23 protein-coding genes are annotated in these 22,643 nt (G+C 60.9%); 19 read left to right on the top strand and 4 right to left on the bottom strand.

Features of this window, described 5'->3' with window-relative positions; genetic code table 11:
- Window positions 1-141 precede the first annotated feature (141 nt).
- The 4 genes from AGR2A_RS14200 to AGR2A_RS14185 form a co-directional block, all read right to left on the bottom strand.
- Window positions 142-1,068, bottom strand: coding sequence for a response regulator transcription factor (locus AGR2A_RS14200; protein ID WP_037091813.1), 927 nt, complete (start codon window positions 1,066-1,068; stop codon window positions 142-144).
- The gene (locus AGR2A_RS14195; protein ID WP_072494779.1) at window positions 1,065-4,460 is read right to left on the bottom strand and encodes a hybrid sensor histidine kinase/response regulator; all 3,396 of its coding nucleotides are present in this window, start codon (window positions 4,458-4,460) and stop codon (window positions 1,065-1,067) included. The genes AGR2A_RS14200 and AGR2A_RS14195 overlap by 4 nt, the downstream gene beginning before the upstream one ends.
- Before the next feature lie 31 nt (window positions 4,461-4,491).
- Entirely contained in the window at window positions 4,492-5,262 is a 771-nt protein-coding gene (locus tag AGR2A_RS14190; protein ID WP_072494778.1) for an SDR family oxidoreductase, read from the bottom strand.
- Between the two features lie 223 nt (window positions 5,263-5,485).
- Window positions 5,486-6,520 (bottom strand): glutamine synthetase beta-grasp domain-containing protein, encoded by a 1,035-nt coding sequence (locus AGR2A_RS14185; RefSeq protein ID WP_006700347.1) that lies wholly within the window; start codon window positions 6,518-6,520, stop codon window positions 5,486-5,488.
- A 481-nt stretch (window positions 6,521-7,001) separates the two neighbouring features.
- Here AGR2A_RS14185 and AGR2A_RS14180 point away from each other — a divergent pair, with 481 nt between their 5' ends.
- From AGR2A_RS14180 to AGR2A_RS14090, 19 genes are all read left to right on the top strand, one after another.
- Window positions 7,002-7,208 (top strand): DUF2735 domain-containing protein, encoded by a 207-nt coding sequence (locus AGR2A_RS14180; RefSeq protein ID WP_006700348.1) that lies wholly within the window; start codon window positions 7,002-7,004, stop codon window positions 7,206-7,208.
- Between the two features lie 234 nt (window positions 7,209-7,442).
- Complete coding sequence (gene urtA / locus AGR2A_RS14175; protein WP_004443324.1) at window positions 7,443-8,732, top strand: urea ABC transporter substrate-binding protein; 1,290 nt, start codon at window positions 7,443-7,445, stop codon at window positions 8,730-8,732.
- A gap of 275 nt (window positions 8,733-9,007) precedes the next feature.
- Window positions 9,008-10,621, top strand: coding sequence for an urea ABC transporter permease subunit UrtB (gene urtB / locus AGR2A_RS14170; protein WP_072494777.1), 1,614 nt, complete (start codon window positions 9,008-9,010; stop codon window positions 10,619-10,621).
- Window positions 10,618-11,781, top strand: a complete 1,164-nt coding sequence (urtC, locus tag AGR2A_RS14165; RefSeq protein WP_006699546.1) for an urea ABC transporter permease subunit UrtC — start codon at window positions 10,618-10,620, stop codon at window positions 11,779-11,781. The genes urtB and urtC overlap by 4 nt, the downstream gene beginning before the upstream one ends.
- A gap of 4 nt (window positions 11,782-11,785) precedes the next feature.
- A complete protein-coding gene (gene urtD, locus AGR2A_RS14160; RefSeq protein ID WP_072494776.1) occupies window positions 11,786-12,547 on the top strand; it encodes an urea ABC transporter ATP-binding protein UrtD in 762 nt (253 codons plus the stop codon).
- A gap of 217 nt (window positions 12,548-12,764) precedes the next feature.
- On the top strand, window positions 12,765-13,460 hold the full coding sequence (gene urtE / locus AGR2A_RS14155) for an urea ABC transporter ATP-binding subunit UrtE (protein WP_063948236.1): 696 nt from the start codon (window positions 12,765-12,767) through the stop codon (window positions 13,458-13,460).
- 241 nt (window positions 13,461-13,701) lie between these two features.
- Entirely contained in the window at window positions 13,702-14,946 is a 1,245-nt protein-coding gene (locus AGR2A_RS14150) for an alpha/beta hydrolase family esterase (protein ID WP_072494774.1), read from the top strand.
- Window positions 14,853-15,704, top strand: a complete 852-nt coding sequence (locus AGR2A_RS14145) for an urease accessory protein UreD (protein ID WP_072494773.1) — start codon at window positions 14,853-14,855, stop codon at window positions 15,702-15,704. Before AGR2A_RS14150 ends, AGR2A_RS14145 begins: the two co-directional genes overlap by 94 nt.
- 107 nt (window positions 15,705-15,811) lie before the next feature.
- The gene (locus tag AGR2A_RS14140) at window positions 15,812-16,114 is read left to right on the top strand and encodes an urease subunit gamma (RefSeq protein ID WP_004443305.1); all 303 of its coding nucleotides are present in this window, start codon (window positions 15,812-15,814) and stop codon (window positions 16,112-16,114) included.
- Window positions 16,115-16,122: 8 nt separating this feature from the next.
- Window positions 16,123-16,380 carry a DUF1272 domain-containing protein gene (locus AGR2A_RS14135; protein ID WP_048902744.1) on the top strand — a complete coding sequence of 86 codons (258 nt, stop codon included), beginning with the start codon at window positions 16,123-16,125 and terminating at the stop codon, window positions 16,378-16,380.
- Window positions 16,381-16,400: 20 nt separating this feature from the next.
- Window positions 16,401-16,706, top strand: coding sequence for an urease subunit beta (locus AGR2A_RS14130; RefSeq protein WP_072494772.1), 306 nt, complete (start codon window positions 16,401-16,403; stop codon window positions 16,704-16,706).
- A 1-nt stretch (window position 16,707) separates the two neighbouring features.
- Window positions 16,708-17,064 carry a GFA family protein gene (locus AGR2A_RS14125; protein WP_072494771.1) on the top strand — a complete coding sequence of 119 codons (357 nt, stop codon included), beginning with the start codon at window positions 16,708-16,710 and terminating at the stop codon, window positions 17,062-17,064.
- Window positions 17,065-17,067: 3 nt separating this feature from the next.
- A complete protein-coding gene (locus AGR2A_RS14120) occupies window positions 17,068-17,484 on the top strand; it encodes a lysozyme inhibitor LprI family protein (protein ID WP_080822972.1) in 417 nt (138 codons plus the stop codon).
- Between the two features lie 4 nt (window positions 17,485-17,488).
- On the top strand, window positions 17,489-18,133 hold the full coding sequence (locus AGR2A_RS14115; RefSeq protein WP_072494770.1) for a Urease operon accessory protein: 645 nt from the start codon (window positions 17,489-17,491) through the stop codon (window positions 18,131-18,133).
- 4 nt (window positions 18,134-18,137) lie between these two features.
- Window positions 18,138-19,847 (top strand): urease subunit alpha, encoded by a 1,710-nt coding sequence (ureC, locus tag AGR2A_RS14110; RefSeq protein ID WP_072494769.1) that lies wholly within the window; start codon window positions 18,138-18,140, stop codon window positions 19,845-19,847.
- A 12-nt stretch (window positions 19,848-19,859) separates the two neighbouring features.
- Window positions 19,860-20,528, top strand: coding sequence for a TIGR02117 family protein (locus AGR2A_RS14105; protein WP_072494768.1), 669 nt, complete (start codon window positions 19,860-19,862; stop codon window positions 20,526-20,528).
- Window positions 20,529-20,683: 155 nt separating this feature from the next.
- A complete protein-coding gene (locus tag AGR2A_RS14100; protein ID WP_006699556.1) occupies window positions 20,684-21,220 on the top strand; it encodes a peroxiredoxin in 537 nt (178 codons plus the stop codon).
- Window positions 21,221-21,369: 149 nt separating this feature from the next.
- Entirely contained in the window at window positions 21,370-21,867 is a 498-nt protein-coding gene (gene ureE / locus AGR2A_RS14095; RefSeq protein ID WP_022556801.1) for an urease accessory protein UreE, read from the top strand.
- A gap of 3 nt (window positions 21,868-21,870) precedes the next feature.
- Window positions 21,871-22,542 (top strand): urease accessory protein UreF, encoded by a 672-nt coding sequence (locus AGR2A_RS14090; RefSeq protein WP_072494767.1) that lies wholly within the window; start codon window positions 21,871-21,873, stop codon window positions 22,540-22,542.
- Window positions 22,543-22,643 lie beyond the last annotated feature (101 nt).

Below are 22,643 nucleotides of genomic sequence, written 5' to 3'. Positions count from 1 at the left end.
TTTGCCCTCGCCCCCTCATCCCGCTGCCGCGGACTTCTCCCCGGCGGGGAGAAGAAACAAGAGGAGGGCGCTCGGCTAATCAGCGAGGGCTCGTCGCTCGGGCCTAAACATATATTAGCTTACCACATCACGCGCCGCTATTCACCCCTGATGCAGAATATGCGCCGCCTTGACCGCGGCAGAGGCGCGGTTCTCCACGCCGAGCTTCACATAGATCTGTTCGAGATGCTTGTTCACCGTCCGGGCCGACAGGCCGAGAATATCGCCGATATCGCGGTTGGACTTGCCCTTGGCGATCCACAAAAGCACTTCCGACTCCCGTGTCGTCAGCGCGAAATGCTCTTTCAGAAGGTGGTCATCCGACTTTTCGTTGGCGGCGGTCAGGCGAAACAGATGCTCATCCGGGCCCATCGCGCCGAGGAAGGAGAGCTGCAAGGCCGGGCGTCCGGCCTGGGTGATCGTCAGCGGTGCATCGCGACCGGTTTCCGACGCCGCCCTTTCGCCAAGCCAGCGGCCGATATGGCTGACGACGATTTCCATGCCATCATCCCGGCCGGTCGCAGCGTTGACAAGCCGCGTTGCCTGGGGTGTTGACCAGTGGATGGCTCCATTGGCGCGCACGGCAAGCAGGTGTCGGCCGGCGGCGTCAAGCGCCACGCGCGCGCTTTGCGCGGAACGGGCATTGGAAAGATGCACGCGGATGCGGGCGCGCAGCTCATCGATATTGATCGGCTTGGTCAGATAATCGACGCCGCCGGAGTCCAGCGCCCGCACCACGTGTTCGGTCTCGGTCAGTCCCGTCATGAAAATGACGGGCACCTGCGCTACCGCCGCATTGGCCTTCAGGCGGCGACAGGTCTCGAAACCGTCCATGGTGGGCATGACGGCGTCGAGCAGGATGATATCGGGCGTAATGCGTTCTGCAATGTTGAGCGCGGCCTGTCCCGATGTGGCGATGAGGGCGGAAAAGCCGGACTGTTCCAGCGCATCGGTGAGGAAACCGAGCGCTTCCGGGCTGTCATCCACCAGCAATACGATGTCTCTCGGGGCCGCCGCCTGAGCGTTCATGCCTTGAGGTCTCCCCTGTCACTGTCTTCGAACCGCTTGAGAAAATGCGCGTAACCGGCCAGATCGAAAGCCTGCACATAGGCGCCGAGCTCCTGCGTGAAGGGCAGGTTTTCCGTGTTGCGGGCAAGATCGGCGAGTTTCGCTTCGATGCCGCGTATGTAGCCTATTTCGCCCAGCCGCTGCAAATCCTGGATGTGAATGGCGCCCGGATGGACGATCTCGGCAGGCGGCTGCGGCTCCGGCGCGGGGGGCAGATCGGTATCGTAAATCCATTTCAGCCCGAGATGCACGGCGAGCCTGTCGCAGAGGTGGCGGATATCGACCGGCTTGGCGATGGCGTCGTTGTGATTGTCATCGCCGGCGCCCGCGACAGTGCCGTCGCCAATATTGGCCGAGAGCATGATGAGCGGGGCCGTCTGACCCGCCTCGCGCAGTTTCGTCACCAGCTGCCAGCCGGTCATGCCGGGCATGGAAATATCGATGAGGAAAAGATCGGGCTTCACCCCTTCGATGAGGGTGAGGCATTCGGGGCCGGATTGCGCCGTCAGCACGACGAAATCGAGCGGCGAAAGCACCTGCCGCATCAGCTCGCGATGATCCTCGTTGTCATCGACCACGACGATGGTGCGGCGTGGACCGGAATAGGAGCGGATGGTCTTTTCCGGCGCTGGCGCCGTGTTTGGCCGGTGGACGGCGGATAGCATGAGGCGCACGCGGAAGGTTGAGCCTTTGTCCTTTTCGCTGGAGACGGAAATTTCGCCGCCGAGCGTATTGGTCAGAAGCCTTGTAATCGTCAGACCGAGGCCAAGCCCTGGCATCGGCCGCACGCTTTCGGCCTCGCCACGCTGGAAGGGTTCGTAGATGCGGGCGAGGTCCTTTTCCGCAATGCCGCGGCCGGTATCGGACACGGTGAAGCTCGCCACCTGGCTGCGATAACCGACATCGAAGGTGACGGCGCCATGATCGGTGAACTTGATGGCGTTGGAAAGCAGGTTGACGAGGATCTGGCGCAGCCGCTTTTCATCGGTTCGCACATATTGCGGCAGAGCGGGCGAGCGGTCGTGGCGGAATTCCAGCCCCTTGGCCTGCGCCTGCGGGCGGAACATATCGACGATCTGATCGAGGAAATCCTGAATGTTGATCTCGTTGGAATAGACCTGCAGGCGGCCCGCCTCGATCTTGGAAATATCGAGAAGCCCATCGATCAGACCCGAGAGGTGGTCTGCCGAGCGGCGGATGACCTTGATCGCCGATTGCCGGGGAGGGGGAATGGTCTCGTCGCGCTCAAGGATCTGGGCATAGCCGAGAACGGCATTCAGCGGTGTGCGCAATTCGTGACTGAGGCCCACGACATAACGGCTCTTGGCGCGGTTGGCGGCCTCAGCCGTTTCCTTGGCGTCCTGGAGGGCCGCATCTGTCTTCTTGTGGGCGGCGATTTCCTTCAAGAGCAGCGTGTTCTGGCGGGAGGATTCCTCTTCCGCCACCACCCGGCTGTCATGGGCAAGGACGAGGAACCAGCAGACGATGCCGGCAATGACGGCGAAGACGAAAAACACGATGAGGATGGTGCGGTTCACCACATCTGCCGTTTCCGGCGAGGCCGTGCCGACCTGATGCGCGATCATGGCCAGAATGCCACCGATTGTGGTGACGGCAATCGCCGCCGCCATGCCGTAACGCCCAAGCCGGGTGGCGAGTTTTGCCACCAGCTGTCTCGGCAGGAAGGTCTTGGCGACGGTGGCGACCTGATAGTTGAGCTTTGCCTTCGGCTTGCACATGTCGTGGCAGCGGCTGTCCAGCGAGCAGCAGAGCGAACAGATCGGCGCGGCATAGGCCGGGCACCAGGCCATGTCCTCAGGCTCGAAAGGATGCTCGCAGATGGAGCAGGTGATGCTGCTTTCTTCGCGCCATTGCTGGCGCGGCTTGCGGGCAAGGTAGAATTTGCCCTTGGTCCCCCAGGCAATCAGCGGCGAGGCGATGAAGGCGACGATGAGTGTGAGATAGGGCGCGAGCGAGGCGGCGAGCGGGCCGAAGGTGCCGAAATGCGCCATCAGCGCAATGGTGGCGGAAAGCGCCATGGAGCCGACGCCAACGGGATTGATGTCGTAGAGATGGGCGCGCTTGAACTCTATGCCCGGCGGGGCAAGGCCAAGCGGCTTGTTGATGAAGAGATCGGCCGAGATGGTGCAGAGCCACGCCATGGCGATGATCGAGAAGATGCCGAGCGTTTCCTCGAGCAGCCGGTAGATGCCGAGTTCCATCAAGAGCAGCGCGATGGCCACATTGAACACCAGCCAGACGACGCGGCCGGGGTGGCTGTGGGTGAGGCGGGAGAAAAAATTCGACCAAGCGAGCGACCCCGCATAGGCGTTCATGACGTTGATCTTCAGCTGCGAGACGACCACGAAGGCGACCATCAGCAGCATTGCCGCCGTCTGGTTTGGGATCATGTAACCGAAGGCGGTGAGATACATTTGCGCCGGATCGGCGGCGCGATCCACCGAGACGCCGGAGCTGAAGGTCAGCACGACAAGGAATGAACCGGCCAAGAGCTTCGGCACACCCACAACGACCCAACCGGCACCAGCGAGAAAGACGGCTATGCGGTGGCGAAGCCTACTCTGGCCTTCGGCCGGCAGGAAGCGCAGGAAATCGACCTGTTCGCCGATTTGCGACATCAAAGCCAGAATGACGGCGGAGGCTGCGCCGAATTCCACGAGATTGAAATCCGCGACGGTGCCGGGCGGGCCGGACGCATGGTGAATGCCGGCAAAGGCGCGCCAGAGATCGTATTTTTCCCAGTCCATCAAGGCGATGAAGATGAAGGGCAGGATGTTGAGGACGATCCAGAAGGGCTGGGTGATGATCTGGAAACGGCTGATAAGCCGCACGCCATGGGTGACGAGCGGAATGACCATGACGGCGGAGATGATGTAGCCGATCCACAAGGGAATGCCGAGCGCCAGTTCCAGCGCGCCGGACATGATCGACGCCTCGATGGCGAAGAGCATGAAGGTGAAGGCGGCGTAAATCAGCGAGGTGATGGTGGAGCCGATGTAACCGAAGCTTGCGCCGCGTGTCAGCAGATCGATATCGACGCCGTGGCGGATGGCATAACGGCTGATCGGCAGGCCGACGGCCAGCATGGCGACGGCGGCGACCAGGATGGCGTAAAAAGCGTTGGTGGTGCCGTAGGAGAGCGTGATGGCCCCGCCGATGGCCTCAAGGGCGAGGAACGATATCGCGCCGATGGCGGTGTGGGAAATGCGGTTGGAGGAAAATTGCCGGGCGCTCTTGGCGGTGAAACGCAGCGCATAATCTTCCAGCGTCTGGTTGGCGACCCAGCGGTTATATTCGCGCCTGACGGGGATGATGCGTTGCCGTGCCGCCATGCCTATTGAGCGCCTTTCCGCCCGCGGCCTTTCACAGGCGCACCGACATGCCGCCATCCACCGTCAGCACATGGCCGTTGACGAAGGAGGCCGCGTCGCTGGCCAGAAACAGGGCCGCACCGGCAATCTCGTCCGGTCTGCCCCAGCGCTCCAGCGGTACACGAAGCTTGGCAAAGGCCACCATCTCAGGATTTTCGGCAAGGGCGGCGTTGGTTTCGGTGGCGAACATGCCCGGCGCAATGGCGTTGCTGGTGATGCCGCGCGCGCCATATTCCACGGCAATCGCCCGCATCAGGCCCGTCAGCCCCTGTTTGGCGACGGGATAGATCGCATCGCCCGGCCGCACGATGTGGCCAAGAATGGAGGTGATGGTGATGATGCGGCCATAGGTCTTTGCCGCCATGGCTTCCGCCGCATCGCGCGACAGGGAAATGGAGGAGGTGAGGTCTGTGCGGATCAATTCCAGCACGTCCTCGTCGCTGAACTCGGACAGCGGGCGGCGGTCGCGCGCGCCGACATTGTTGACGAGAATATCGAGGTGGCCGAGTTCGCTCATGATGCGGTGGACAAGCGCTGCGCCTGCTCTGGTATCGGCAATATCGAAGGCGGCATAATCGGCCTTTCCGCCCGCTTCGCGCAACGTGTCGACCGCCTGTTGCAACGTCTCGGCATTGCGGCCGGTCAGCCAGACATGGGCGCCCGCTTCGGCAAAGGCTTTGGCGATTTCAAAACCGAGGCCGCGGCCGCTGCCGGTGATGATGGCGGTGCGGTTCTTGAGGGAAAATTTGTCGAGAATGCCCATCGTTCACCTTTCTGCTCGAAAGCACATGGCCTGCTTTGAGGCACCGGGGCGAACCCTGTCCGGGTCAAGGAAGCGGCGATGCCATCGCTCAAAACCACGCAGATGCCTGCGCCGGGATGACTATGCCGCATATGGCGACGGGCGAAAGGTCACCTGTCCGCCTGGCCGTTCGGTGGACAGAAAAATGGCGTCGCCCGGTTCGGGCGACGCCATCAGTTCGATATCAGGCAGCAGCCGACTTTGCGAGCGGCACTTCCGCGATCGTCTTCAGAACGACGGAAGCGATCTGGTAGGGGCAGCCCTGCGAGTTCGGACGACGGTCTTCGAGGTAACCCTTGTAACCGTTGTTGACGAAGGAATGCGGAACGCGGATCGACGCGCCACGGTCTGCCACGCCGTAGGAGAACTTGTTCCACGGAGCGGTTTCGTGCTTGCCGGTCAGGCGAAGGTGGTTGTCCGGACCGTAAACGTCGATGTGCTCTTTCCAGTTCTTGGCAAAAGCGGCCATGAGGGCTTCGAAATATTCCTTGCCGCCAACTTCACGCATGTACTTGGTGGAGAAGTTGCAGTGCATGCCCGAACCGTTCCAGTCGGTGTCGCCGAGCGGCTTGCAATGGAATTCGACGTCGATGCCGTACTGTTCGCAAAGACGCAGCAGCAGGTAACGAGCGATCCAGATCTGGTCGGCGGCGCGCTTGGAGCCCTTGCCGAAAATCTGGAATTCCCACTGGCCCTTGGCCACTTCGGCGTTGATGCCTTCGTGGTTGATGCCGGCTTCGAGGCAGAGATCAAGGTGCTCTTCAACGATTTCGCGGGCAACCGAACCGACGTTCTTGAAGCCGACGCCCGTGTAGTAAGGACCCTGCGGAGCGGGGTAGCCCTGTTCCGGGAAGCCGAGCGGGCGGCCGTCCTGGTAGAAGAAGTATTCCTGCTCGAAGCCGAACCATGCATCTTCGTCGTCGAGGATGGTTGCGCGGCTGTTCGACGGATGCGGGGTGACGCCATCGGGCATCATGACTTCGCACATGACGAGCGCACCGTTGGAGCGGGCCGGATCCGGGTAGATCGCGACGGGCTTCAGCACGCAATCGGAGGAGTGGCCTTCGGCCTGCTGCGTGGAGGAGCCATCAAAGCCCCAAAGCGGCAGCTGCTCGAGTGTCGGAAATTCATCGAATTCCTTGATCTGGGTCTTGCCGCGCAGGTTGGGGACCGGCTTGTATCCGTCCAGCCAGATGTACTCGAGTTTGAACTTAGTCATTACGAACCTCTCATAGGTAACAATGCGAAGCCTTGAGGCCTCCCGCGGCTTTCACCACCGGAAGCGCATTCGCGTTCAAGGGCTGACCCCTTAGATGCATGCCGCGTGCCAGATTCGCGATATCCCGCGATTTTTTCGAAAAATCTTTCAGGGGCCGTTGGCGCAGGGCCTCTGGATTTCCTGCAAAGGGGCTTCTGTTGCGACGCAGCAGGGTAAATCACCCCTCAAGTTTCATCATTGAATCCTGATAGATAGCTGGCGCCCGGCAGTCCCATGCGATGCTGCGATGCGGGAAATTCAATTGCGCGCGAGGGATTGGCATTTGCCCTAAAAACCAGCGCTTTCGGAATGGTTTTTCTTGTCGAAACCACTGTCTATGCCTATATTTTCCGCAACGTGATTTTTTTTTAATCAAAGGGAGCGAATCCGGCTTTCACGGGTTTGATTCCATGACCAAGTGCTTCGATGCAAACAGAGTGAGATGACCGAAATGGCGACTGGCTTTCATCGTGAGACGGCAACGATCTACCAATTCCCTGTTGGCGGGCGCGCTGGCGTCTCCAAGTTCCGCACTAATGGCTTGAGCGACCTCGAACGCGAGGCGAGAGAGCCGCATGTGGATTTCGGCTCCTGGTATCATGACGAGGCGATCCGGGACGAAGAGAGCGACCGCAAGCCGCATTCTTGATGTGAAACGTTGCCGCGCCTTTCTTCTCCCCGGCGGGGAGAAGAAACAAGCCGAGACCTCTCGGTCTACATAGGCCGCTCTGTCCGGTAGTTCCGTCTCCTGCACCTTTCGCCACCCCGCCTACGTCAATTGACGTATACGGTTTCGCGCTTACGAGATCGATAGTCCCTCCAGCAGCGGCCGAAGATGCCGCTGAGCCTCCACGAGAGGCCAACAAGGAGAGGGGTCCTTCCGATGATGTTCCGCAAGACGCTCAGTGCCGCGCTGCTTGGCGCAATTCTGTCCACCACCGCCTTCCACGGCGCCTTTGCTGCCGATGACACGATCAAGGTCGGTGTGCTGCATTCTCTTTCCGGTACGATGGCCATTTCAGAAACCACGCTGAAAGACGCCATGCTGATGCTCATCGATGAGCAGAACAAGAAGGGCGGCGTGCTCGGCAAGAAGCTCGAAGCCGTCGTGGTCGATCCGGCCTCCGACTGGCCGCTTTTCGCCGAAAAGGCCCGCCAGCTGATTTCGCAGGACAAGGTCGCTGCCGTTTTCGGCTGCTGGACGTCCTCCTCGCGCAAATCCGTTCTGCCTGTTTTCGAAGAGCTGAACTCGATCCTGTTCTACCCGGTTCAGTATGAGGGTGAAGAATCCTCGCGCAACATCTTCTACACGGGTGCCGCCCCCAACCAGCAGGCCATTCCGGCAGTCGATTACCTCGCCAATACCGAAGGCGTCGAGCGCTGGGTTCTGGCCGGCACGGACTATGTCTATCCGCAGACCACCAACAAGATCCTGAAGGCCTACCTGATGTCGAAGGGCGTCAAGGAAGAGGACATCATGATCAACTACACGCCGTTCGGTCATTCCGACTGGCAGACGATCGTGTCCGATATCAAGAAATTCGGCTCGGCCGGCAAGAAGACCGCCGTTGTCTCCACCATCAATGGTGACGCCAACGTGCCCTTCTACAAGGAACTGGCCAACCAGGGCATCAAGGCCGAAGACATTCCGGTCGTCGCCTTCTCCGTGGGCGAAGAAGAGCTTGCCGGTCTCGATACTGCGCCGCTGGTCGGTCACCTTGCCGCCTGGAACTACTTCCAGTCCGTTGATGCGCCAGTCAATGCCGAGTTCATCAAGACCTGGCATGCCTTCACCAAGAACGACAAGCGCGTGACCAACGACCCGATGGAAGCCGCCTATATCGGTTTCAATGCCTGGGTTAAGGCCGTGGAATCCGCCGGCACGACCGATACGGACAAGGTTCTCGACTCGATCATCGGCGTTTCCGTGCCGAACCTCTCTGGCGGTTACTCCACCGTCATGCCGAACCACCACATCACCAAGCCGGTGCTGATCGGTGAAATCCAGGCCGACGGCCAGTTTGAGATCGTGCAGCAGACACCACAGGTGGTGGGTGACGAATGGTCGGATTATCTGCCGGACTCGAAGGATCTGATCTCGGATTGGAGGAAGCCGATGTCCTGCGGCAACTTCAACGTGGCCACGGGCAAGTGCGGCGGTAAGGGTAGCTGATTAGTGGGGGCGCTGTGATGGGCCGCTCCCTTAGTGGGGGCGGTTTTATCATCGGAAACTGAACAAGCATGCCCCCCTCTGCCCTGCCGGGCATCTCCCCCACAGGTGGGGAGATCGGCAAGCGGCGAGGCCCCGCATTTCTCCTCCGTTGAGATGGAGCGATGCGAGCGCATCTTGCCGATCTCCCTCCTTGTGGGGGAGATGCCCGGCAGGGCAGAGGGGGGTAAGCCGCATACTCCTCGCCAAAAATACACCGCCGCTCCAAGGAACCCGACATGACGATCCGATCTTTTCTCGGAGCCATTCTCCTCTGGCTCACCATGGGGATCGCCGCCCAGTCCCTCGCGCAGAGCGACCCAAAGGCGCTGATCGACCAGCTCGGCACGGCTGATTTCAAGCAGGCCGAAGTGCTGATCGGGCAGATTGCCGCCACCGGAGATGCGCGCGTGGTGCCGGCGCTGGAGGCTTTTGCGGCGGGTGATCTCTACGTGCGCAAGTCAGACAATCTCGTCTTCATGACCAAGTCTGCAGGTTCCGATTTCACGCTGATCGACCCGCTGACGGGTGAAAGCGCCGGCTCGGCGCCGAAGGCGACCGTTACCAAGATCAGGGTCAACAATAATCTTCGCCGCGTCATCCGCGCCGCGATGGGCGGGCTGACGTTGCTCAGCCCGGAAAAATCCGTGCGGCTTGCAGCGGCTGACGCCGTCCTGAAAGCGCCAAGCGCCGAAAATCTCGAATTGCTGGAAGCGGCCATCGCCAAGGAAACCGATAATGAGGTGCGGACCCGGATGGAGGAGGCGCGGGCTGTCTCGCTGCTCTCCTCCGACCGCCCCCTTGAGGTGAAGAAAGAAGCGATCGCCACCATCAAGGCGCTTGGCGGGCGCGATGCGATCAGCATTCTGATGGCGGCGACGCCATCGGTCGATCCGAGCCTGAAACCGGATGTGGACGAGGCGATTTCCAGCATCGAGAGTTCCCTTGCCTTCTGGGATTACGCGCAGAATGTCTGGTACGGCCTGTCACTTGGTTCGGTGCTGCTGCTCGCCGCCATCGGCCTTGCCATCACCTTCGGCGTCATGGGCATCATCAACATGGCGCATGGTGAAATGGTGATGATCGGCGCCTACTCCACCTTCATGGTGCAGGAGTTGATCCGCAGCCATTTCCCCGGCCTGTTCGACTGGTCGCTGGCGATTGCCCTGCCGGCCGCCTTTCTGGTCACGGCCTGCGTCGGCCTCGTCATGGAACGCGGTGTCATCCGCTATCTCTATGGACGACCTCTGGAAACGTTGCTCGCCACCTGGGGCATCTCGCTGATCCTGCAACAGGGCGTGCGCTCCATCTTCGGCCCCACCAATCGGGAGGTCGGCAGCCCGAGCTGGATGTCCGGCTCCTTCAGCGTCGGTTATCTCAATTTCACCTGGAACCGGGTGTGGATCGTCTGTTTCTCGCTCTCCGTCTTCTTCGCGTTGCTGGTTCTCCTGAAGCGCTCCGCCTTCGGCCTGCAGATGCGCGCCGTGACCCAGAACCGCCGCATGGCGTCTTCCATGGGCATTCGCACGCCTTGGGTGGATGCCTTCACCTTCGCGCTCGGTTCCGGTGTCGCCGGGCTTGCGGGCGTCGCGCTGTCGCAGATCGACAATGTCTCTCCCAATCTCGGCCAGAGCTACATCATCGACAGTTTCATGGTGGTGGTGTTCGGCGGGGTCGGCAATCTCTGGGGAACGCTGGTCGGCGCCCTGTCGCTCGGCGTGCTCAACAAGTTTCTTGAGCCGACGGTGGGCGCCGTGCTCGGCAAAATCCTCGTGCTCGTTCTTATCATTCTGTTCATCCAGAAGCGGCCGCGCGGTCTCTTCGCACTCAAGGGAAGGGCGATCGAAGCATGATTACCGGCTTCCTCCTGCGCGCGCTCGATCGCCGCATTTCCATCGCCATCGGCATCATCCTTGCCATCGCCGTGCTGGTTCCCGCCTCCAACCTGCTGCTGCCAGCCGACAGCGCGTTCCGCATCCCGACCTATATCATGTCGATGCTCGGCAAATATCTGGCCTATGCGCTGCTGGCACTCGCGCTTGATCTGGTCTGGGGTTATTGCGGCATTCTCTCGCTCGGCCACGCCGCCTTCTTTGCGCTCGGCGGTTATGCCATGGGCATGTATCTGATGCGGCAGATCGGCACGCGCGGGGTTTATGGCCATCCGGTGCTGCCTGATTTCATGGTGTTCCTCAACTGGAAGGAACTGCCGTGGTTCTGGCACGGGTTTGACATGTTCTGGTTTGCGGCGCTGATGGTGCTTGTCGTGCCGGGGCTTCTCGCCTTCGTGTTCGGTTGGTTCGCCTTCCGCTCGCGCGTCAATGGCGTTTATCTCTCGATCATTACCCAGGCGATGACCTATGCGCTGCTGCTTGCCTTCTTCCGCAACGATATGGGTTTCGGCGGCAATAATGGCCTCACCGATTTCAAGGATATTCTTGGGTATTCCGTGCAGGCGGATGGCACCCGCGCCGTGCTGTTTGCCATGACGGCGGTGATGCTGGCGCTCTCGCTTTTGATCGCGTCGGGCATCGTCAATTCCAAGTTCGGCAAGGTGCTGGTGGGTGTGCGGGATGCTGAAAGCCGGGTGCGGTTCCTCGGCTTCCGGGTGGAAAACATCAAGCTCTTTACCTTCGTCGTTTCGGCGATGATGGCAGGCATTGCCGGTGCCTTGTTCGTGCCGCAGGTGGGCATCATCAATCCCGGCGAATTTTCGCCCGCCAACTCCATCGAAGTGGTGGTGTGGACGGCGGTCGGCGGGCGCGGCACGCTGATCGGGCCGATCATCGGGGCGGTGCTGGTCAATGGTGGCAAGAGCTATTTCACCGGTGCGTTCCCGGAGTTCTGGCTGTTTGCGCTCGGCGGTCTCTTCATTGCTGTCACGCTGTTCTTCCCCAAGGGCATCGTTGGCACCGTGCAGCATTATCTGGCTGGTCGGCGGGAAAAGCGGGTTGCAAGCGCGGCGCGTGAGGCTGGCAACGACAGCGCGGTTGCGCAACAGGCGGCGGAGTAAGCCCATGAACACGGTTTCTGAAAACAGAGCGAAAAGCCTGCTTTATCTCGACGGCGTTTCCGTTTCCTTCGATGGGTTCAGGGCGCTGAATTCCCTCTCCTTCGTGGTGGAGCCGGGCGAACTTCGCGCCATCATCGGCCCGAATGGCGCTGGTAAAACGACGATGATGGACATCATCACCGGCAAGACGCGGCCGGATACCGGCATGGTGCTCTTTGAAGACAGCATCGACCTCACCAAGAAGGACGAGGCGGACATTGCCCAGCTGGGCATCGGACGTAAATTCCAGAAGCCGACGGTGTTTGAAAGCCATACCGTCTGGGACAATCTGGAACTGGCTTTGAACCGCAAACGCGGCGTCTTCGCCACGCTGTTCTACAGGCTGACAGCGGAGGACAAGGCGCGTATCGAGGAAATCCTCGCCACCGTACGTCTCAGCCACCGCCGCGGCGATCTCGCGGCCAACCTCTCGCACGGCCAGAAACAGTGGCTGGAGATCGGCATGCTGCTGGCACAGGAGCCGAAGCTTCTCTTGGTGGACGAGCCGGTGGCGGGCATGACGGACGCCGAGACGGCCGAAACCGCGGTGCTCCTGAAGGAAATCGCCAAGACGCGTTCGGTGGTGGTGGTTGAGCACGATATGGGCTTCATCCGCGAGTTGGGGGTGAAGGTGACGTGCCTTGCCGAAGGCTCGGTGCTGGCTGAGGGGTCGATCGACTTTGTGTCGAGCGATCCGAAGGTGATCGAGAATTATCTGGGGCGGTGATGGTGGTGTTTGCGTTTGCCGTGACCGTACCCCCCTCTGCCCTGCCGGGCATCTCCCCCTCAAGGGGGGAGATCAGATGCCGCCCTCGCTCGTTCCTTTGCCACGATGCTATGGGGAAGAGTGTTCGCCACTTGCCAATCTCCCCCCTTGAGGGGGAGATGCCCAGCAGGGCAGAGGGGGGTAGCGCCGCCCACCATACCGTCATTGGAGTTTCACCATGCTGACAGTCGACAACATCAACCTCCACTACGGCGCAGCGCAGGCGCTCCGCGGCGTGTCGCTGAAGGCCGAGATGGGGAAGATCACCTGCGTTCTCGGCCGCAACGGCGTCGGCAAAAGTTCGCTGCTGCGGGCCGTGACCGGCCAGCAGGCCACCAGCGCCGGCACGATCCGTTTCGGCGATGCGGCGCTGGACGGGCTGGCACCTTACCAGCGGGCAAAACGCGGCGTTGGTTACGTGCCGCAGGGGCGCGAGATTTTTCCGCTGCTCAGCGTGCAGGAAAATCTGGAGAGCGGTTATGCGCCGCTGTCGCGCAAGGAGCGGTTCATCCCGGATGATATCTTCAGCCTGTTTCCCGTGCTGCAGACCATGCTGTCACGCCGCGGCGGCGATCTCTCCGGGGGGCAGCAGCAGCAGCTTGCCATCGGCCGGGCGCTGGTCACGCGGCCGAAAATCCTCGTTCTCGACGAACCGACCGAGGGCATCCAGCCGTCGATCATCAAGGATATCGGCCGGGCGATCAAATATCTGCGCGATTCCACCGGTATGGCGATTTTGCTGGTTGAGCAATATCTGGATTTCTGCCGCGAACTTGCCGATTACGTCTACATCATGGACCGTGGCGAAATCGTGCATGAGGGGCTGGCGGAAACGCTGGATACGCCTGAAGCGCGGCGTCATCTGACCGTGTAGCGGCCGGTTCCCGTTCACGGCATAAGAACGGCCGATTAATATTTTGAAAGTCCATGCGCTGCTGCATGGCTTTCATGCATCATTTTAGCATTTCATTAAGTAAAAGCCTGTGTTATTGGGGCCATGAAATGCTGCATGCGAGACACAGAAGAAGTCTATTCGCACGCCGCGACTGTTGATCCCTTACATTTCCTGTGCGCTCGACGTATCGTCGGGAAACTGTGCCAATAAAGGCGTGTCAATGATTCAAGACTTTGCAGTGAGCCGGTGGGTTCGTTTCGGCCGCAGCCTGTTTCTCGGGCTTGTCATCAGCGCGAGCGCAGGTGTCGCAGCGTCGGCATCGACCTGCGGTCAGGGTATTGGCCCCGGCATGGAACCGGGTCGGCATGATTTTTCCATTGTCTTTAACGGGCAGAAACGCGACGGCGTGTATTTTGTTCCATCCGCCTATGATGGAAATAAACCGCTGCCTGTCGTATTCGATTTTCACGGTTCCAACAGCAACCCGCACGGCCAGCTGAACCGCAGCGGCTGGGACAAGCTTGCCGAGCGTGATGGTCTTGTAGTCGTCGCGCTGGCGGGCAGTTTAAACGGCGAGTTGCCGGGCACCCATGCCTGGAATGTTCCCGGCGTGACCACACGCCCCGGCGGGCTGGATGAGGTGAGCTTCATTCATGAAGCGATCGCCATGGTGAAGGGCAAGTTCTGCGTCGATGAGGACCGTTTTTACGGTTCCGGCTATTCCGGCGGCGGGCGCATGCTGTCGCAATTCATCTGCACCGGAGCCAAGGATTTTAATGCCGCCGGTTTCGTCGCCTCGTTGCGCGCGGGTTATCCGCAGGAAACCGAAGGCAAATGGGCACCGGATGCGGCAAGCTGCACACCGGCGCGGCCGATGTCGATCATCGCCTTTGCCGGGCTGAAGGATCCCGCCAACCCCTATCAGGGCGGCGGCAAATCCTACTGGCAATATAGCGGCGAGACGGCGCTGAAGCGCTGGGCTGAAATGGACGGTTGCAAGGGCGCCGCCAAAAGCAAGGTGGGCGAGAGCTTCACGGTCAATTCTTACGATGTCTGCAAGGCAGGCGCTCGTATCCAGTCCTATGTCATCAACGACTGGGACCATGCCTGGCCGCGCGCCACCATGAAGGCCGAGGTTCTGGCCGCAAACGCCGTTGTTACCCGCAAGCCGGGCGGTGAGCAGACGCCGAAGGCGGAGCCTGCCGTGGAGCGCAAGATGCCCACAGGCGAAGTGACGCGCACGGTTGATGCGGCCGAAAGAATGTGGGATTTCTTCCGTAACACGGAAGGGCAGATGGTGGTGGACGCCGTCGTCAGGAAGGATTGCGTCGCCAAGGCCAATCCCGCTTCCGCAACCGCTTCGGAGACCGCGTGCAGCAGCAACAGCAAGCCATCAGCCCTTCCGGTTGCGAAGACGCTCAACCTGTCCGGCAACAGCGCGCCCGTGGCAGAGGGCGCATTGTAACCAAGGCAGTTGAAGGGCGCAGCCGGCTGGAGGAATTGTTTCAGGAGGGCTGCGCCAAGATCCGTCTGCCGGAAACCTACTCGAACGAAGCAGAAGCCATTCTCATCAACTCCTCCGGTGGTTTGACCGGCGGGGACGAACTTGAATGGCAGGCAGTCGCCGGCGCCGGTACCTCGCTTGTGGTCACGACGCAGGCCTGCGAAAAGGTCTACAAGGCGTCGTCGGGTACCGCCACCGTGACCGCGCGCGTTTCCGCCGGGCCGGGTGCGAAGCTGCACTGGCTGCCGCAGGAAACGATCCTCTTTGACCGGGCGTCGCTCACCCGTCGGCTGGAAGCCGATCTTGACCAGTCCTCAGAATTCATCGCCGTCGAAGCCGTGCTGCTTGGCCGCCAGGCCATGGGCGAGGCGATGACGCATGGGCTTTTTCGTGACCGCTGGCGCATTCGCCACGGCGGCAAGCTGGTGCATGCCGAAGAACTTCTGCTTGCGGGCGAGGTGGCGGCGCTGACCGCGAAACCGGCGGTTCTGGCCGGCCAGGTTGCCTTTGCCACGCTGCTTTATATCGGGCCTATGGCCGAAGCGCTTCTGCCTAAAATCCGGGCGATTGCCGGGGAAAGCGGCGGTGCCAGCGAGTGGCAGGGCAAGCTCGTCGTGCGCGTATCCGCCGCTGATGGTTTCTCCTTGAGAAAATTGCTTTTTCCGATCATTTCGCTCTTGCGAAACGGCGCGCCAGTGCCGAAAGTCTGGAATCTGTAAACCCCTCGGATCGTCTCGTGACAGGCGTTCTTCGGGGTCTGTCAAATGTCGGATCTGGTCTCCAGCAAACCTCGTTTGTGGAGCAGATGCCAAGCCGTGGGACGACGATGAACCTTAGCCCAAGAGAAAAAGACAAGCTGCTGATTTCCATGGCCGCCATGGTGGCGCGCCGCCGGCTGGAACGCGGCGTCAAGCTGAACTATCCCGAAGCGATTGCGCTGATTACCGATTTCGTGGTGGAGGGCGCACGCGATGGCCGCGCCGTGGCCGACCTGATGGAGGCGGGCGCGCATGTCATTTCCCGTGATCAGGTAATGGACGGCATTGCCGAGATGATCCACGATGTGCAGGTGGAAGCGACCTTCCCTGATGGCACCAAGCTGGTGACCGTTCACGAACCGATCCGGTGAGGTGACGTATGGCGCTGGAACTTCGGCCCAATTGCGAATGCTGCGACCGTGATCTAGCGCCCGACAGCGGGGACGCGATGATCTGCTCGTTCGAATGCACTTTCTGCGCTGATTGCGTGACCGGCGTGCTCAAGGGCGCGTGCCCGAATTGCGGTGGCGAACTGGTGCGAAGGCCCGTCCGCCCGGCGGGAAAGCTCATCAATAACCCGGCATCGACAAAACGGGTGCTGAAGGCGGAAGGCTGCGCGGCAGCCACGGCCGCATAAGAACGATAAGGAGAACACCGATGAAACCAGGCGAAATCATTGCCGCCGAAGGCACCATCGAACTCAATGCCGGCCAGCCGACCGTGACGATCGGAGTGGCCAATTCGGGCGACCGGCCGGTGCAGGTGGGCAGCCACTACCATTTCTTCGAGACCAATGCGGGTCTCCTTTTCGATCGCGAAAAGGCGCGCGGCATGCGTCTCGATATTCCGGCCGGCACGGCGGTGCGTTTCGAGCCTGGCCAGAAGCGGGAAGTGACGCTGGTGCCGCTTTCCGGGAAGCGGGAGGTTTATGGTTTCCGTCAACAGGTGATGGGGAGGTTATGAAATGGCGACGGCGCATTATCATGGAAGCTGTCAGTGCGGCAGCGTCAGCTTCGAGGTCGATACCGATCTCGATCACACTGTTGTCTGCAATTGTTCGCGGTGCAAACGTCTGGGCTCCACGCTCGCCTTCGCGCCACGTGACAAGTTCACGTTGCTTTCCGGCGAGGGCACGCTGAGTGAATATCTCTTCAACAAACACAGGATCCATCATTTTTTCTGCTCCACCTGCGGCATTGAAAGCTTTGCCTATGCCGATGGGCCTGACGGTACGCCGATGGTGGCGGTCAATGCCAATTGTCTCGATGGCGTCGATCCGCGGGCGCTGAAGCCGCAGGCTTATGACGGCGCGGCGGCCTGAGCGATGGCGATCAGCAAGAACAACCTCGTCATGACCGCTCTCATCTGCGTAACCGCCGGTATTTCCATGCCGGTTGCCGCGCAGGAGCCAAACTGCAAGGAACCGCAGACGCAGGCGGACATGACGATTTGCGCCGGCAAGGATTACGAAAAGGCCGACAAAGAGCTCAATGTCGCTTATCAGAAGCTGCGCAAGCTGCTCATCGAACGTGACAAGGCTGCGGATGCGGATGGAAAGGGTGCAACCGACGCGCTGGTGACAGCTCAGCGCGCATGGGTGGCGTTCCGTGACGCCAATTGCGCACTTGCCGGTTTTCAGGCGCGTGGCGGCTCAATGGAGCCGATGCTGATCTCTTCCTGCCTGGCCGAGACGAGCGGCAAGCGGGCGGAAGAACTGCGCCAAGTCTCGGAAGGTTTCTGAACCCATGGGGCGGCGGATCACGATTGTCGGAAACGGGGAGCTGCCGCCAGGCGCGGCCCTGCTTATCGACCGGTCGGATATCGTCGTCCGTTTTAATGATTGCCGGTCTCTTGGGCCGGGCGGTACGCGAACAGATGTGGTGGCCGTGTGTAATACCGGGCGGCCGGGTCGCGAGATGACCGAGGGAAGCGAATGGCGCGAGAGCCATGGTGTGCGCCAAGCCGCCGCCATCTGGTCGGTGCGCGATCCTGCGAAATTTGCCGAAATGGAACCCGGCATCCGCGCAGCCTGGCCAGAACTCACTGATTTCTGCGCCGATTATACCGGCGAATTCGCGGCCATCGCGCGAGCTGGCGGCAAGAGCCATGTAGTTATTTCTCGCGGTGTGCATGAGAGGCTCGATACGGCGCTCGAAGCCTATAAGCCCGCACCGTACGTCTGCCCCAGCACCGGCCTCGTTGCCATTGCCCATGTTCTTGAAAATGTCAGCGGCGATGATGACGAGGTGACGATTGCCGGTTTCAGCCACCAGGGCTGGAGCGGCCATCCCTTTACTGCCGAACAACAGCTGGTCGATGCCCTTGCGGGAACGGGCCGGCTGGCACGATTTTCCCCCATACCGATTTTCTCCGCGTCCGAAGGAGCCTGAACCCATGCCATACAAGATTTCCCGCGCCGCCTATGCCGGCATGTTCGGCCCGACCGTTGGCGACAAGGTGCGTCTTGCTGATACCGAACTCTTCATCGAGATCGAGAAGGACCACACGACCTATGGCGAGGAAGTGAAATTCGGCGGTGGCAAGGTCATTCGCGACGGCATGGGCCAGAGCCAGGCGACGCGGGCAGAGGGCGCTGTCGATACCGTCATCACCAATGCCGTCATCGTTGACCATAGCGGCATCTACAAGGCAGATGTGGGCCTGAAGAACGGCCGCATTCACGCCATCGGCAAGGCCGGCAATCCCGATACGCAGCCCGGCGTGACGATCATCGTCGGTCCCTCGACGGAAGCAATTGCCGGCGAAGGCAAGATTCTGACGGCCGGCGGCATGGATGCGCATATCCATTACATCTGCCCGCAGCAGATCGAAGAAGCGCTGATGAGTGGTGTGACCTGCATGCTTGGCGGCGGCTCCGGCCCGGCGCACGGCACGCTTGCCACCACCTGCACCGGCGCATGGCATATCGAGCGGATGATCGAAAGCTTCGATGCTTTCCCGATGAACCTCGCGCTTGCGGGCAAGGGCAATGCCTCTCTGCCGGCTCCGCTGGAGGAAATGATCCTCGCCGGTGCCTCCTCGCTGAAGCTGCATGAGGACTGGGGCACGACGCCCGCCGCCATCGACAATTGCCTGACGGTGGCCGACGAATATGACGTGCAGGTGATGATCCATACCGACACGCTGAATGAAAGCGGTTTCGTGGAAGACACGGTTGCGGCTATCAGGGGCCGCACCATCCATGCTTTCCACACCGAAGGCGCCGGCGGCGGGCACGCGCCTGACATCATCAAGGTCTGCGGTAAGCCCAACGTCATTCCGTCCTCGACCAACCCGACGCGGCCTTACACCGTCAATACGCTGGCGGAACATCTCGACATGCTGATGGTATGCCACCACCTGTCGCCGTCCATCCCCGAAGATATCGCCTTTGCCGAAAGCCGCATCCGCAAGGAAACCATTGCGGCGGAGGATATTCTCCACGATATCGGCGCGTTTTCGATCATTTCCTCCGATAGTCAGGCCATGGGCCGTGTCGGCGAGGTGGCGATCCGCACCTGGCAGACCGCTGACAAGATGAAGCGCCAGCGTGGCCGCCTGAAGGAAGAGACCGGCGAAAACGACAATTTCCGTGTTCGTCGTTACATCGCAAAATATACCATCAACCCGGCCATCGCCCAGGGTGTCAGCCACGAGATCGGCTCCATCGAAGTCGGCAAGCGTGCCGATCTGGTTCTTTGGAACCCGGCGTTTTTCGGCGTGAAGCCGGAAATGGTGCTGCTTGGCGGCTCGATCGCTGCCGCGCCAATGGGCGATCCTAATGCCTCCATCCCCACGCCGCAGCCGATGCATTACCGGCCGATGTTTGCCGCCTATGGCAAGCTGCGCACCAATTCCTCGGTGACCTTTGTCTCGCAGGCGTCGCTGGATGCCGGCCTTGCCCAGCGCCTTGGCGTCGCGAAGAAGCTGCTGCCGGTGAAGAATGTGCGCGGCGGCATTTCCAAGGCCTCGATGATCCACAATTCGCTGACGCCGCATATCGAGGTTGACCCCGAGACCTATGAAGTACGTGCGGATGGCGAGCTTCTGACCTGTGAACCGGCGACCGTGCTGCCGATGGCGCAGCGTTATTTCCTGTTCTGACGGCAGGCGCTCTTGAGACGCCTCACACGATGGATCGGCGGCGGCCTGCTGCTGCTCCTCCTGCTTCTTGTGCTGGGCACGGTTGCGCCGCGCCCGTTTTTTGCCGAGCAGGTGGGTGAAGGCGAAAAGAGCAGGGAAATCCTGCTCTTATCCAACCCGATCCACACCGATATCGCCCTGCCGGTTGATGACGATCTGCGGCGGGTCTTTGCCGCGTTGCAGGAGGGTGGGATCGCGGTCAATCATCCAGCTGCGGCCTATCTGGTGTTCGGCTGGGGCGGCCGCTCGTTTTACATTCAGACGCCCACCTGGGCCGATTTGAAACCGATGCCGGTTCTGCGCTCTTTCACGCTGGACAGCTCCGTCATGCATGTGGATGTGACAGGTGATTTTCCCGCTGATCTCGCCGGAGTGAAACGGCTTCGAATTTCCGAAGCGGGTTATCAGCGTCTCGTCGCGGGCATCCGGGCGAGTTTTGCCGGAAACGATGACGGTGTTAGTCCGATACCCGGCGCTGGCTACGGCCTGACGGACGCTTTTTTCGAGGCGAATGGCCAGTTCAATGCGTTCGCCGGCTGTAACACGTGGTCAGCCGCGATGTTGCGGGAAGCGGGCGTTCAAACCGGTTGGTGGACGCCCTTGCCGCCGCTGTTGCGCTGGTCGATAGACCTGCACAATTGATCCCCAATTCCGTGCGGCATTTCGCGCATTTGGTGGCTGGAATCCCATTTTTATGTTGCACCGCAGCGCGTCTTGCGCTATGGAAACGGCAAAAGAATTCCGCGCGGATCGATCCCAAGCGATGCCTCGCAAAACGCCAGAACAGGAGACAAGACATGCTCGGCAAAAAAGTGCCCGCCGTAACCTTCCGCACGCGCGTTCGCGATGAGGCCGTTGGCGGCCCGAACCCCTTCCGTTGGCAGGACATGACCTCCGACGATTATTTCAAGGGCAAGAAGGTCGTCCTCTTCTCGCTGCCCGGCGCTTTCACGCCGACATGCTCGACCTACCAGCTTCCTGATTTCGAAAAGCTGGCGCCGGAATTCCGCGCGCTCGGCGTCGATGAAATCTATTGCCTGTCGGTCAATGATGCTTTCGTCATGAACGCCTGGGCCAAGGGTCAGAACCTCGAAAACGTCAAGGTCATCCCTGACGGTTCGGGCGAGTTCACCCGCAAGATGGGCATGTTGGTCGCCAAGGACAATCTCGGCTTCGGCATGCGCTCCTGGCGTTACGCCGCCGTCATCAACGATGGCGTCGTCGAGCAGTGGTTCGAGGAAGAAGGCTATTCGGACAATTGCGATAGCGACCCCTACGGCGTTTCCTCGCCGCAGAACATTCTGGAAAACCTGAAAAGCCGCGCTGCGGCCTGATTTTGGTTTTGTTGTTTGAGAAAGGCCCGGCAGAGATGCCGGGCTTTTTGTTTTCCGAGGCATTGCCGCCCTGAAAACACACCTTGAAATCCCCCCGCCTATCCGTCAAAAATCAGACCCCAAAGACTGTTTCTGAAACGGATCATCCCATGCTGCGCGTCACCTCCTATCACCCGGCCGGAACCCCTGCCGACGAGCCCTCCGGCTATGTCACGCTGGCGCATGACCAGCGGCATCTGCGCCGCAAGCTTCTGCATCTGCAGAATGACGAGATGGTGATGCTGGACCTGAAGGAAGCCGTGCTGTTTGCCCATGGTGACCTTTTGATGGTCGAAAACGGCGATCTGATCGAGGTTCGTGCGGCGGATGAAAAGCTGTTCGAAATCAAGGCGAAGGACCGCCTTCACCTGATCGAGCTCGCCTGGCATCTGGGCAACCGGCATCTTTCGGCGCAGATCGAGGAGGAGCGTATTCTCATCCTGCGTGACCATGTCATTCGCGCCATGCTGGAAGGTCTGGGCGCCACAGTGCGCGAGGTGGAAGAGCCGTTTCAGCCGGCGCGCGGCGCTTATCACGCCCATGGCGGCCACTCGCATGGCCATGATCACGGGCACGGGCATGGCCACCACCATCATGATCACGGCTGAGGCGTGAGCGGGGAACGCGGCGTCGCCGCGCTGCTGCGCCTGATGGCCTGGATGTCGCCGGCGTTTCCTGTCGGCGGCTTTTCCTATTCGGGCGGGCTGGAAAAGGCGGTGGAGGACGGGCGTGTGCGTAATGCCGCCGAGTTGAGCGGCTGGGTGGAAACGCTGCTGCGCCACGGCAGCCTGTGGAACGACGCGGTTTTTCTGGCAGATGCTTGGCGAAGCTCGCAGGATGCCGCAGCACTCGGCGAAACCGCTGATCTTGGCCGCGCGCTCGCCGGCTCGGCGGAGCGTTATCGGGAGACCGTGCTTCTGGGGGACGCCTTCGTTTCCGCCGCCAGCGCCTGGCCGCATGCGGTTCTGGAGCTGTTGCCGAAAGAGGCTCCCTATCCCGTCGCCATAGGCGCTGTGGCCGCTGGCCACGGCGTGCCGCTGCGCGAGACGCTTGCCGCCTTTCTGCATGCAGGTGTTTCACAGATCGTTTCTGCCGGTATCCGTCTCGGCGTCGCGGGCCAGAAAGATGGCGTTGCCATTCTCGCCGCAAGCGAGGCTGGGATTGCCGAGGTGGCGGCACGGGCCGTCCAATCCACGCTTGATGACCTCGGCAGCGCCACGATCATCGCCGATACGGCGGCAATGCGTCATGAAACACAGGGGACACGGCTTTTCCGGTCGTGAAAGCGACGGCAATCCATGGGGCGAGCGCGTGCCACTTGTTTCTTCTCCCCACCGCGGAGAAGGTCGCGGCAGCGGGATGAGGGGGCTCCGGTAGAGATATA

Source organism: Agrobacterium genomosp. 2 str. CFBP 5494 (assembly GCF_900013495.1).
In the GTDB taxonomy this organism is placed as follows: Bacteria; Pseudomonadota; Alphaproteobacteria; order Rhizobiales; family Rhizobiaceae; genus Agrobacterium; species Agrobacterium pusense.
The sequence above is the reverse complement of the archived record's forward strand: the minus strand, read 5'-3'. Positions and strand labels throughout refer to the sequence as shown.